Source organism: uncultured Kordia sp. (assembly GCF_947489565.1).
GTDB lineage: Bacteria > Bacteroidota > Bacteroidia > Flavobacteriales > Flavobacteriaceae > Kordia.
The window spans coordinates 42,995-56,628 of record NZ_CANLEA010000004.1; the positions used below are offsets into that span (position 1 = coordinate 42,995).

General features: G+C 32.8%; 7 protein-coding genes. 5 read left to right on the top strand and 2 right to left on the bottom strand.

The genetic code is table 11. The annotated features are described in order from the left end of the window. Positions 1–116 precede the first annotated feature (116 nt). The 5 genes from Q0845_RS06235 to Q0845_RS06255 all read left to right on the top strand — a co-directional run bounded on the left by Q0845_RS06235 (position 117) and on the right by Q0845_RS06255 (position 10,409). A complete protein-coding gene (locus tag Q0845_RS06235) occupies positions 117–1,136 on the top strand; it encodes a LacI family DNA-binding transcriptional regulator (protein WP_298510777.1) in 1,020 nt (339 codons plus the stop codon). A 172-nt stretch (positions 1,137–1,308) separates the two neighbouring features. Next, positions 1,309–2,544, top strand: a complete 1,236-nt coding sequence (locus Q0845_RS06240) for a two-component regulator propeller domain-containing protein (RefSeq protein WP_298510781.1) — start codon at positions 1,309–1,311, stop codon at positions 2,542–2,544. A 128-nt stretch (positions 2,545–2,672) separates the two neighbouring features. Further along, positions 2,673–4,229, top strand: coding sequence for a triple tyrosine motif-containing protein (locus Q0845_RS06245; RefSeq protein WP_298510783.1), 1,557 nt, complete (start codon positions 2,673–2,675; stop codon positions 4,227–4,229). Positions 4,230–4,364: 135 nt separating this feature from the next. Next, the gene (locus Q0845_RS06250) at positions 4,365–5,768 is read left to right on the top strand and encodes a hypothetical protein (protein ID WP_298510786.1); all 1,404 of its coding nucleotides are present in this window, start codon (positions 4,365–4,367) and stop codon (positions 5,766–5,768) included. A 33-nt stretch (positions 5,769–5,801) separates the two neighbouring features. Continuing rightward, positions 5,802–10,409 carry a LamG domain-containing protein gene (locus Q0845_RS06255; protein WP_298510788.1) on the top strand — a complete coding sequence of 1,536 codons (4,608 nt, stop codon included), beginning with the start codon at positions 5,802–5,804 and terminating at the stop codon, positions 10,407–10,409. 196 nt (positions 10,410–10,605) lie between these two features. On the opposite strand, the gene Q0845_RS06260 is transcribed toward Q0845_RS06255, so the two are convergent. Further along, the gene (locus Q0845_RS06260) at positions 10,606–11,556 is read right to left on the bottom strand and encodes a hypothetical protein (protein ID WP_298510791.1); all 951 of its coding nucleotides are present in this window, start codon (positions 11,554–11,556) and stop codon (positions 10,606–10,608) included. A gap of 1 nt (position 11,557) precedes the next feature. Further along, positions 11,558–13,573: a hypothetical protein gene (locus Q0845_RS06265; protein ID WP_298510794.1), complete on the bottom strand. Its 2,016-nt coding sequence runs from the start codon at positions 13,571–13,573 to the stop codon at positions 11,558–11,560. Positions 13,574–13,634 lie beyond the last annotated feature (61 nt).

Consider the following 13,634-nt stretch of genomic DNA (forward strand, 5'->3'; position numbering starts at 1 on the left):
ATGTTACATTTTTACGAAAATGTTAACGAAAAGTTATGCAAACGTTCCCGGGAACGTTTGCAATTTATAATTTAAAAATTTACATTTGATAACTAAATTCATTTTTATCATTTTCAATGAAGAAAAAAAGTAGTGCTACACTCAAAGACATTGCAAAACAATTAGGACTTTCTACTTCTACAGTTTCTCGTGCATTAAACAATCACTCTGATATCAATCCTGAAACCAAGAAATTAGTAGAAAAGAAAGCTAAAGAATTGAATTATCAGCCAAATATCTTTGCTAAAGGTTTTCGTAGTCATCGTACGCGAATTATTGGAGTTGTGGTACCTAAAATTTCACATTATTATACCTCAACCATTTTAGAAGGTATTTTAGAAACTGCGGAATCGAATGGCTATCGTGTCATTATTTCTGAATCAAAAAATAGCTTTGAAAAGCAGATTGAGATGTTGAATACCATGATTCAGTTTGGTGTAGAAGGTATTTTATTATGCTTGACGCGAAGAACCAAAAATGTAAAAGATATTTTAAGTGTATTGGATAGAATTCCGTTGGTTTTGTTTGATAAGGTTTCAAACAAAATTCCTTGTACACAAGTCATCATTAATGATAAACAAGCCGCCTATAATGCCGTAGAACATTTGATTAACCTTGGAAGAAAACGCATTGCTATTTTTAAAGAAACTGAAAATTCATTCAATTCAGAGAAACGTTATGAAGGCTATTTAAAAGCACTAACAGATTATAATATTCCAATTGATGAAAAACTAATTTTGAGTACTGAAGATATCTCCGTGAAACAGGGAAAACGTTTGACCAATATTGTACTATCACTTAAAGAAAAGCCAGATGCAATTTTTGCCATTACTGACAGTTGTGCTATTGGAATCATTAAAAAATTAAAACAATATAACTTAAGAATTCCTGAAGATATTGCCGTTGTTGGTTTTAGTAATTCGTTCAACTCAACCATCATTGAACCCAATTTAACTACCATTGACCAGCCAGGCAATAAAATGGGGAAAACTGCGGTAAAATATCTTATTGAAGAAATTGAAAACGATAGTCTTTCGTATAAAACTATTGAAATACGCACGAGTTTGATTGTTAGAGAATCTTCGTTTAAAGCTTAATTGATCGTTTTTAGAAATTAGATACGATATCATTTAATTAAATAAAAAACGGGATCGCTAAAAAGTAGCATCTTCTCGTAAAAGAAAGAATTCAACAAACCAACATAAAGCATTCACGTTTTATATTTTTTAATACACTAATGCTTACTTTTGACTAACTTTTTAATCCTTAATGTTTCAAAAAACCTTTTCCATATTCATCTTTTTTTGTGCAAGTATATTGTTACATGCACAAAGCTCCATTATTCCCAAATGGATTGATATAGAAAAAGGACTTTCACAAGGATATGTGTCTTCTTTATTACAAGACAAAGAAGGTTTTATTTGGATGGGAACAAAAAATGGATTGAATCGTTTTGATGGAGAACATTTTGAAGTTTTTACAGAAGATATAGAAAATCCTTATTCTATTACTGGAAATAATATTTATACACTCTTAGACGATGATGAATTTATCTTAATTGGCACTGAGCAAGGACTGAATGTATATGATAAAACGACGAAATATTTTTATACAATTCCATTATATTCTGGAGAAAATAGCGGACAAACTTCCATTGTAAGTTATATTTTAAAAGATGAATTCAATCAATATTGGGTAGTGGATTGGAATACACAGTTTTTGTTCAAATTGAAGTTTGATGATGATTTTATTCAGAAAATACGAAAAGGTGAACAAACAGCAAATGCAGTAGAGATAAAAAAGTGTAGCAATCTTCATAAAATTTATCCGCATAAACTAGCGCTTTTTAATAATGCTTTAGTAGTAGTGGATCAACAACAAAATGAACTTGGAGAATGGGAAAAAAGCTTCAAACAGATACCGCTAAATTCAGAGGAAGCACTAAACATGGATTCATTGCCGTTTGCTAGTAAAAGAGAACGTTTCAATTTTTTCACATCTAACAATCAGTTAGTTATTGCTTTTTGGGGAGAAAAACATATTCATATACTCGAAAAAGATACTTGGCTAAAAATTCCAACAGCTATTTCAATTCGAAAAATATCACATCTAAAAAAAGAAAAAAAAGTACTTCTCGAAAGTGATACAGGCTGTTTTGTTTTTAATGCAACTGTTCTATCTGAAAAAGATTTGATTAGCAAAAATTTGGCTATCAATTCTTTCAATCTGAAAACACATCATACAGATTGGATACAAGATACTTCTGGAAATAATTGGATTGCCACCAGTGGTTATGGTGTTGCTAAATTAGGATATCGACAATCAAAAATTAAAACATATTTCACTGGAAAATCTATTTATGCCAAACCATTTATTATGGATGAAGGTAGCGTATATATAGCGAGTACAGCTTCTCCCGAAAGATTGGGGATTTTGAATTCTGAAAGTGAAAAAGTTACACTGGAAACCTTTTTGGATAAAAAAAGATATATCCTTTATGCGTAACTAGAGATAATGAAAATACTATTTGGGGATTATTTTGGGAGAATAGAAATTTTGAAGTATCAAAAATCATTGATAGTGAACGAGTAGATACTAAAGTCATTGCAACATCTAGTTTGGCTTTTACACCAATGATGCAGTACGATGCACATACAAATTCTTTAATAACTGTATTTGGAACCTCACTTGTCACGTATCATCTCAAAGAAAATCAAGTTCGCGAATATAATTTTGGACATTTAGTAAATGGGTTGATCAACAGGTACGATCTGACCATTACTCCAAACGGACACTATTGGCTGGGAACAAATCTAGGACTATTACAAGCCGTTTCAACTAATGATAAGATCGATTTTATTTTATTCAACAAAGAAAACAAGCTACTGAGTAATGAAGTCGCTTCTTTGCATCCTGATATTCACAACGAAAATATACTTTGGATAGGCACAAAAGGTGGCGGATTGCATCGTTTGGATATGAACGACATGTCATTTTCGTATATCAACTCCAAAAATGGATTGCCAAACGATGTTATTTATGGTGTTTTAGAAGATGCAAATAACAATCTTTGGATGAGTTCTAATTTAGGGTTGATTAGCTACAACAAAGACACGAAAGAAATACGAAATTTCAATAAATCTGACGGACTGCAAAGCAACGAATTCAATACCTATGCGTATGCAAAAGCTTTAAACGGGACTATGTATTTTGGAGGAATTAACGGATTGAATAGTTTTGATCCATCAGATTTTGATAAAAACAAAAATCTTTCTAGTACTTGGGTCACAGGGTTGAAAGTGAATAATAAAGCTATAACATTTGGAGATGATTCAAAAATACTCTCTAATTCAGTAGAATACACTAAAAAAATCACACTTCCATATACCCAAAATAATATTACCTTAAACTTTGCTGCGCTAGAATATACCGCACCTGACAAAAATAAATTTAGTTACTATTTAGAAGGTGCCGAAACACCGTGGACACATACAACTACCGATAACAAAGCAAGTTATTTAAATCTTGCTCCTGGAAATTATGTTTTTAATCTTAAAACAGCGAACGGAGATAATATTTGGAATGAAACTCCAAAACAACTTAGCATTACCATACTAGCGCCTTGGTATCGAACCAATATTGCATACACCATATACGCTTTACTAGGAATTTCGATTTTAATCATCATCATCAAAGTACGCGAGGATAAAATCAAGAGTAAGCAACAAATAGAAAAATCGAAACTAGAAAATAAGCTCTTAAATCAAAAACTAGAAGGCAACAAGCTAGAATTAAAACGCTTCACAGATTTATTGGTTAAAAACAGTGAGGAAACCAAAGTTCTTAATGAAGAACTAGAAAAAATTAAAAATGAAACCTATCAGGCTTCGTTTAAAAATTTAGAAAACCTACTCAACACTCGTATTTTAACCAATGACCAATGGTTATTATTTAAAGAAAAATTTACCAATGTGTATCCTAACTTTTTCTATGAACTAAGAAATACAAAATATACATTTTCTGAAGCAGAAGAAAGATTATTGGTTTTAGAAAAACTAAACTTAAAACCGAAAGAAATCGCAGCCATTTTAGGTATTGCCGGACCAAGCGTTTCTCGTGCAAAACATAGGTTAAAAACGAAATTGGGTATCGATAAAACAGTGAATATCATTGAGTTTTTAGAGTTATAATTCACATAGCAAACATTCTTCATCAGCTTAAATAACAGCAACTTATACACTTGTCTGCTTTTTGTCTATATGTGTTTTTCAGTATGAATCGTTAGTTCCCATAGATTTGTCTCAACAAAACAACAATCTATTACAATGCGATTTATTTACATGCTACTCTTTTGTCTTTTTTCGGCAATGGGATTCTCTCAATCTTTCAATTATCAAGCAGTCGTTAGAGATGCTAGTAACAACTCTGTAACAAATCAATCTATAGGAGTCCAAATCGGTATCCGAGAAGGTGGACCAGTTGGAGAAACGCTTTATTTTGAAACTCACACAGTCACTTCTAATGCACAAGGAGTAATTTCTTTAGCTGTTGGAACAGGAACTTCAAGTGGCACTTTGAACGATGTTGATTGGAGCACACAAAACCAATGGTTGGAAATAAGTGTCGATATCACTGGAGGAACTACATATACGAATTTAGGAACGACCAAGTTACAGCAAGTACCGTATGCCTTATATGCAATAAAAAGTGGAAATACAGGACCTTTTTCAACGACTGCCAATGTAACAAGCAATGCTTCTGGTGATACTACTACAGATGATTTTGTATTTGGCAGTTCGCAATTAGCAGATGATATCAATGTAGAAGAAGACAACAGACGATTATTTTTTGATAAGAGTAAAGGTGCTTTTAGAGCAGGAGCAACCAATGACAGTTCAAGGTGGGACGATACCAATATAGGATTCTATTCGGCAGCTTTTGGTTTTGAAAATATAGCTTCAGGATCGCAATCTTTTGCTTCTGGAGGATTCAATCAGGTAAATAGATTTTATGGAGCTGCCATAGGACACAATAATTTGGTAGACGGTATCAGTGCCTCAGCTATAGGACAAAGTCTCCTTTCAGAAAGTTATGCCCAAATTTCAATAGGAGCTTTTAATACTGGAGTATCAGGGACTCCAAATGCGCCTATTGCAGGAGATCGTCTATTTGTAATTGGTAATGGAACCGCTGTTCACAATAGAAGTGATGCTTTGGTAATGCTTAAAAATGGTAATACTACACTCAACGGAGAATTGACTACCAATGGTTTAAAAGTAAATAATCTGCCTTCATTTGCTGCCGATTTGACAAATTCTATTGTAATTACTAATGCTAATATCTGGGCAGAAATATCCAATTGGACCACCACAAGTGCAACAGCTACTCAGCTACACGATGATGGAAATCATTTTAATGAATCTACTGGGAAATTTGTTGCTCCTGTAAATGGATTGTATCAGTTTAATTCTCAGGTGAGGATTGACGCAGTAACTTCAGGTTTTGTCAGATTAACATTAGCTGTTAACGGAGTTCCAAATCTGGATGGAGGTTTTCATACGATTAAAGTAGTAACAGCAGATACGCTTTACCAGACCTTACATGTTGGTGGAGTCATGAAATTGACAGAAGGTGATACCGTTTCTTTATATGTACTTACAAGTGCAGATACAAATTGGACGATACAGTCAGAATCTGGTTTTAATGGATACCTCATCAATAAGCTTTAAAAAAAATCCCAAAAAATTAATATTTATCTACCTATGAAAAAAAATACGATAACCTACGTACTATTTTTTTGTTTACTAACAACACATCTCTTTTCACAAACCATTTACGTAAACCACGCAGCTACAGGAAGTAATAATGGAAGTAGTTGGACAGATGCGTATACAACAATTGGAGCTGCCATAAGTGCTGCCGCTGCTAACGATCAAATATGGGTTGCGCAAGGAACCTACAAAGAAACCTACAGTATCACTACGGCTGGTGTTTCTTTATACGGAGGTTTTGCTGGAACAGAAACCATGGAATCTGAAAGAAACTGGAATGCAAACCCAACTATTTTATCAGGAGATATGGATAGCTCAGGTTCTGTAACTGCTGGTGATACTTCTAATATGATTACACTCAGTAGTGCCAATGCGCGTTTGGATGGTTTTATAGTTGAGTATACAAATAACAGAGCTGTCACCATTTCTAGTTTTGCCACGATTCAAAACTGTATTTTCAGACATTCAATTGGTCCAGGTGTTTATTTTTCAGACTCCGTAGGTTCCGTGATTAGCAACTCTCTTTTCTACGAACTTAGCACCTATTCAACTGGTATCACTACACAAAGTACCACTCTTGTCAATGTGACCATTCCGTATACTATTGGGATTATATCTGTTGGTGGAACTGTTAATTTTAACAATTCAATCATATTAACGGGCATACAAACGAGTGGTTTTGGAGGTGCAAATTATAACAACTCAATTTCTTCTGGTACAGGAATCAACTTTTCGGATGCAAGCAATAATGATTTCACCATAGATACAAGTTCTACAGCATACCAAGCAGGAAACTTAGCCTACAATAGCGCTACTCTTGATCTTGCACACAATGCAAGAACTTCTGAAGGAAATACCGTAATCAATATTGGTGCTTATGAAGGTGCTTCAAAAGTAACTCCGACTTTTAATTTTACGCAACCAACGCTTACTTTTGGAGATGTACCTTCGGAATTAACTATTACTTCAAATTCAACAGGAACACGTACGTATGAATTATTTACTGATATGGCAGGAACAATGCCTGATACTACCAATGGTAGAAGTGTAAGCAGCGCTAATGGAGATACTATAACACTAACTGTTGGAAATGCAGGAACTACCTATTTAAAAGTTTCTACTACCGAAACGACAACGCATGCAGCTGGCGAACAGATTTTTGAAATTACAATCGATAAGGCAGATCCTGTACTTTCATGGAATGATCAATCTATTTTACTGTTTTCGACATTAACCGCTCAGCAACTGAATGCTACTGCTGATGTTTCAGGAACTTTTGCTTACTATGAAAATTACGATGACACTACAGGAATGTTTAGTACACTCATTCTGCAAGACTTTCATCAACTTGTCACTGCAGGACCAACCATTTTATATGCTTCTTTTACACCTACAGATACTGCAAACTACAATACAGGTTTTACCTCTAGTAACGTAAATGTAGTAAGTTCATTAATTATCCATGTAAATGAAGCTGCAACAGGTACAAATAATGGATCTACTTGGACAGATGCTTATACAAGTTTGGAAACAGCATTCGCCAATTTTTCGCAAGGACAAGAAATATGGGTAGCGCAAGGAAGTTATAAAACTTCACAGACAACAAACACCAATAATATGTTGTTACTAGGCGGATTCAACGGAACAGAAACTACAAAAACTGAAAGAAACTGGAATCAAAATCCTACCATCATCTCTGGTGATGTAAATAGTAACGGAATAGGTGATTTTGGAATAGACCTTCAAGATTTAGTCGTTATAGAAGGTTCTAATGCATTCGTTGACGGATTTATCTTTGAACACTCACTCGGAATAGCATTAGACCTAACTACAGAAGCCACCGTACAAAATTGTATTTTTAGAAACATTACAGGAAATTCGTCATTTGCTATTTCGTCTAGCGGAAGCTCTGTAACGATTTCTAATTGCTTATTTTATGATAATGCAACAGATGCTAGTGTGGGAACTGTAACTTCTAGTGCAACACCATTAACCGTAATCAATTCCACATTTAACAATACAACGTCTGGAAATGGTATCAAAATAACTTCTGGTCAGTTGGTGACGCACAATACTATTTTTGCGAACGGATCGGCAGCGCATATTAGTGTTAATGCTGGTATCAATAATTCTGCGACTAGCAATCATACATTATTTGACACTGCACTTCCTTCTGATGTGATTGATGGTACTGGAAATATTTTCAACGCAAATCCTTTATTTGTAGATGCTGCGACTAATGATTACAACTTGCAACCGAGTTCACCTGCGGTAAACATAGGAAACAATAGCATCAATACAGCTAGTTTTGATCTGAATAAAAATGATCGTATCGTTCTTTCTACCATAGATTTAGGAGCGTATGAAAATACAGGTCTCAACAATCAAATCATTACATTCAATCCATTAGTAGCAGTAAATTTGGGTGATTCAGATTTCGATCTTACTGCAACGGCTAGTTCAGGTTTAGCCGTTAGTTATAGTAGTTCTGATACTTCGGTAGCAACCATTTCAGGAAATACCGTAACTCTTGTTGGCGCTGGAACCACAACAATCACAGCAAGTCAGGCAGGAGATGCTAATTTTGAAGCTGCTATCAATGTAACACAAGTGCTAACTGTAAATCCTCCAATTACGACTGATCAAACAGTAACTGCAACTCCAACTTCAGGTATTTGCAGTGTAGACGCTACGGTATCTTTGGCGTCTTCTCAATTAGGAATCGATTATTATTTAAGAGATGATACAACAAACGCTATTGTTGAAGGTCCTGTAAGTGGAACAAACGCAGCAATTTCATTTGCAAACGAAACACTTACAAACGATAAAACATACAATGTCTACGCTGTACATGCAGATGAACGCATCAATACCTTTCAGTTTGATGATGTTGATGGTTATGTAAGCATTCCGAGTACAATCAACGATGAGTTTACAAATAATAGAATCACTATTGAAACATGGGCGTATATTCCTTCTTCAGATGATACAGATCAATTTACTACATTGGTTACAGGTGAATTTGATGGAGCAACCGTTCCTTATACCATTTACATTAATAGTGGCGCTATGGGAACTGGTTTCTACAATGCTGGTTGGACAGAAATCACAGGAGTTTCCTATCCAAAAGATCAATGGATTCATGTAGCTTCTACCTACGATCAAAACAATATCAAACTATATATCAACGGAACTGAAGTTGCCAGTCTGGCAGCAACAGCGGCAATTCCTGTAAACAGTTTTGGTTGGAGAATGGGAAGACGTTGGGATGGCCCGCAGAATTCTACTCGTCTTTTTGGTGGTGCTTTGGCAGAAACCCGCATTTGGAATACAGCTCGCTCTTCTTCAGAGATTACTACTAACATGAACACTATCATTACTAATGAAACGGGATTGGTTGCAAGTTATACCTATTCAGCTGAAGCTGGAACAACAATTACCGATCAAACGGGCAATGGATTTGACGGTTCATTAATTGCTTTAGCAGGAGATTCAACTAACTGGATTGTTCCAAACGGTGCTTTAGAAATGTCTATGACACCAACCGTGACAATTACGCCCGTCGAAGATCAAATAGTTACTTTAGCACAAGCGGATACACAATCAGCAACGGTTTCTATAGCAAATTCTCAAATAGGTGTTGATTATTATGTAAGAGATAATTCGGATGATGCTGTAATTGAAGGACCAATTGCCGGAACAGGAAACGCTATTGATTTTTCTACGGAAACAATAACAGCAGATAAAACTTATAATGTATTTGCAGAAGCAGGAAGTTGTAATTTACAATTGACCAACACACCTACAGCAACATACAGTAGATTATTATTGTCTGCAAAAGCATATCTACAAGGAGCTGCTTTCAATCCGAATACAGGAGAAGAAACTTTAATGCGTGACGATTTACGTGTAGCAAGTTTATTACCTACCACTTCTCCGTATACAGATGGAATTACTTGCGATGCAAGTGTATTCAACATAACAGGATCAGATGCAATTGTAGATTGGATTTGGGTAGAATTACGAGACAAAAGCGACAATACAATGGTTTTACATAGTACTTCTGCCCTATTGCAAAGAGATGGTGATATTGTTTCTGTAGATGGTACTTCTCCACTAGCTTTCTTCACATTTGCTGATGATTTTTTTATTACAATTAAACATCGAAATCATATGGGAATCTTGAGTTTGAATGCTATAACGCTCAGTTCTTCAAATACGACTGTTGTAGATTTTTCGGATACTACCAATCAAATCACTTTTGGAAGCAATGCGCAAACAACCTCTGAAATGCCCACTAATATAGTTGCTATGTGGGCAGGAAATGTAAATGGAGACACACTTATTCAGTATTCCGGAACAGATCCAGATACACCAAATATTTTATCGCTCGTACTAAATGATGCCGGAAACTTTCTCAATTTCCCAACATTCGTGGTAAGTGGCTATTTAACAAATGACATCAATATGGATGGAAGTACACAATATTCGGGGACAACTCCAGATACGCCTTTCATCTTACAAAATATATTGGCGCATCCAGGCAACTTTTTAAACTTTAGCACCTATCAAATTTTAGAACAGTTACCAGAAAACTAACATGTATTAAAGCATATATAAAAAAGCAATAGAATGTAGAGTCACTTCTTAATGGGGTAAAACCTTTATGAATAGATTGTTGTTAGTCGCGATTCTCATTCTTTGCTTTTACAAGAGGTTGTTTCCTTAGGGAAATGACCTTTTTGGTTTTGTTACTAACTATTTTAAGAGTTAATATATGTAAGACTGTAAATAATCAATTCATAATATATTTTGATTCATTTTCTATAAAATCCATTATACTACTTTCAAACTTTTTTTTACTACTAAAATAATTATAGTGCATAAATCTTTTTACTTTTGATTTTTTCATCCAATCTTCCCAGAATAATTCTATAATTTCTTGATCAGTAGGTCTAACTGTTGGATTACCTGTTTTTGTTAAAGATCTATCATAAAATTCTAAAGCAATTATCTCTAAATTTTTCAAGTTAGGGTTATTAACAGGAACAATCCCATATTCATTTTCGTCAAAGAAGTTTTTTAAAGAATTAGTTTTCGATTTTTTAAAAGCCTTCCGAAAATCTGAAATTACTTTTCTATTCAAAAAATAAGTTTTTTTTCCGTTTTTTTGATTTGAACCATATTCGATATAGCCATCAGTAAACAATAATAATATATTTCTATATTTATTTTCATCATTTGTTATTCCTCTAATTTTTGATTTTAGTAAACTATAAATGTCAGCTCCTTTTATATTCATACTTGCTGAATCATATAGCTTTTTTATTTCACCCTTAAATGCCTTTTTATCTTCTTTAAATCCTTTAATATTATTTGTTAGATATTTTATACGCTGCATGTTATTAAATTTAGATAGATCCAAATTTAGTTTTTCAGTATCTACCTTATAATTTTTAACATCCATCCCATTTAAAAACAATACTTCTATTTTATCTTTTTGCCCATTATCTCTATTGGCAGATTTGTATATGTTTGGATAATAAAATTCTAAAAAATGAGCAATTAATGTACTATCTTCAAGTGTTTTTGGATATTTTGTAAGCCGATTTGACAAATCTGAACAGATTAAGAATCGTAAATGCTTCTTTGAAGGAATCGTTTCTAATTTATTGATATTCTCATTGCATGATATCGAAAAAATTAATACCAAGATCAAGGCTGCTAAATTATTCGTTTTTATCATTTTACTTAGGGTTTATTACTTTAATAATATTTTTTTCAGGTAAGTTTATATTGTCATTTGACCAAGAATCAACTATGCTATAGGCTTTATTATATAACTCTTTAGACTTTTCTTCCGCAAACTCTTTATATAACCAGGCAGCCCATCCTTGAAGAAATACACTTATTCTATCCTTAAAAGCTGCTAGAGGTAAATAGATCGTATTATTATCGATTCCATTCTTATAAATATCTGCTCGTTTTTTTATGTACGTTATATATTCTTCTTTTTCAATTTCTAGTTCATTTATTCCTTCTTGACGTTCTACATCTAAATATGAAATATTGATTTTTATTTCATTTTGTAATTCTATCATTTGAATTTTATTTTTCTTCAATTCTTCAACTTCTTCTGTATATTCAAATAATTCGCTTGAAAGTAGTAGAATTTCATCTGTCAATTGTTTTTTCTTTAATTTAGCTTGCTCTTCTTCTTCTCTAGGCAATCTATCCTTTATGTATTTTTTCAGCCTAGATACTGCATTCACAAACATTATTAGTGGTACAAATCCAAAAAAGAAAATAAAGAAAAATTCTAAACACCATTCTAAATTAATAGCCCTTTCAATACCATCATTAAGTTCTCTGATAGTATCAATTGAATTTTTAACTTTATAAGATATTAGACTATCTAAGGATATTATTGTTAAATAAGAAATCACTTTAGATAACTTGTTTTTTGTACGATCTGCATAGTGAGCTAATGAAAACGGAATTACACTAAAAACAAGAATATAAAAAATGGCCAAACCTTGTCTATTTATTGCTAGTTGAAAGAAATCTGAATTAAAAAAATTAGGCGTAAACCTATAATTTTCATAATCTTGTTTGGCATACAATAATATATACGCACTAGAAGCATAAAATAAAAAGGAGATTACAAATAACCCTATTGGATATATTAAATACTTTATTATTGCATATCGTTTTTTAGGTGGACGAGGAATTTTTTCAATATCCAACTTTAGTTTTTCTTCTTCAATTTTTTTAATCTCAATCTCTTTTTGAGGAATTTTATTACTCTCCAGATCTTTTACTGATAAATTTATTTTCTCGATTTCAGTGTCCAAATGATTTAATTCTATTTGAAACTGTTTCTTTTTTGCAGTTATTTCACTTTCTTTTGTTGCTATTTCTCCATTTGAATATTTAGAAAAACTATTGGTTAATTCTGCTACTTTTAAATTAATTTTTGTTTTTAAATCTTCTTTTTGCTTGATATTGTTATTTATACTACACAAAAAAATATTATAAAGTGAATCCATTATTTTTGATAGAGTATCTGGATTACCTCTGACTCTCTGTGCACTTTCAGCTCCAGCCAATAATAGTTCATTTTTGTTAAAGCTTTCTATATCTGTAATTACAATTGAGTCTAAGACTTCATCTATTGCAGTTATACCTTCAGAAATTTTATCCGCTTTACGTTTAGAACTTTCTAACAGTGATTCTTTATCCTGTTCTTGTTCTAGCTCTTCTTCATCAATTCTCCTATATACACCTTTTAGCCAACCAAATAATCCTCTTTTAGGTGTAGATGAAATATTTTTTGATATATTTCTCACAAAAAACACATTAAATTCATTTATGAATTTCTCAATAATATCTTTTCTATGAGAAATGGTTACACCTCCTGAATAATTATTTTTATTATGAAAAGACCAGTTTGTAGAGGCATAGATAGCAATCTCTCTGTCTATTAAGCAAAAATCTCGATTCCAACCTTGATCATTTATATTTTTAAAAATTGACACTTTAAAATTGTCATCAAAATCTAACAGTTTCACTTTTTGCTCCCAGCTATTTTCATCAATAGATAATTTAATTAGTATCCCTTTTTTTGATTGCCTTATTAATAATTCTAAAATTTCATCATCCATACACCAACATGAACCTATTAATATTTGTTCTCTTGCCGTAAGCATTTTTTCTTTTATTGATCTTAATGCAATATGTTTGTTATGTAATTGTTCTTCCATAAAAGAATTGATATTAAATTATTATTGCTTTTTGTAATAAATATTCGCTTTTTATATTCTA

Coding starts and splice junctions, on each gene's coding strand:
- Q0845_RS06260 (WP_298510791.1), bottom strand. CDS start 11,556: ATGATAAAAACGAATAATTTAGCAGCCTTGATCTTGGTATTAATTTTT.
- Q0845_RS06245 (WP_298510783.1), top strand. CDS start 2,673: ATGATGCAGTACGATGCACATACAAATTCTTTAATAACTGTATTTGGA.
- Q0845_RS06240 (WP_298510781.1), top strand. CDS start 1,309: ATGTTTCAAAAAACCTTTTCCATATTCATCTTTTTTTGTGCAAGTATA.
- Q0845_RS06235 (WP_298510777.1), top strand. CDS start 117: ATGAAGAAAAAAAGTAGTGCTACACTCAAAGACATTGCAAAACAATTA.
- Q0845_RS06265 (WP_298510794.1), bottom strand. CDS start 13,573: ATGGAAGAACAATTACATAACAAACATATTGCATTAAGATCAATAAAA.
- Q0845_RS06250 (WP_298510786.1), top strand. CDS start 4,365: ATGCGATTTATTTACATGCTACTCTTTTGTCTTTTTTCGGCAATGGGA.
- Q0845_RS06255 (WP_298510788.1), top strand. CDS start 5,802: ATGAAAAAAAATACGATAACCTACGTACTATTTTTTTGTTTACTAACA.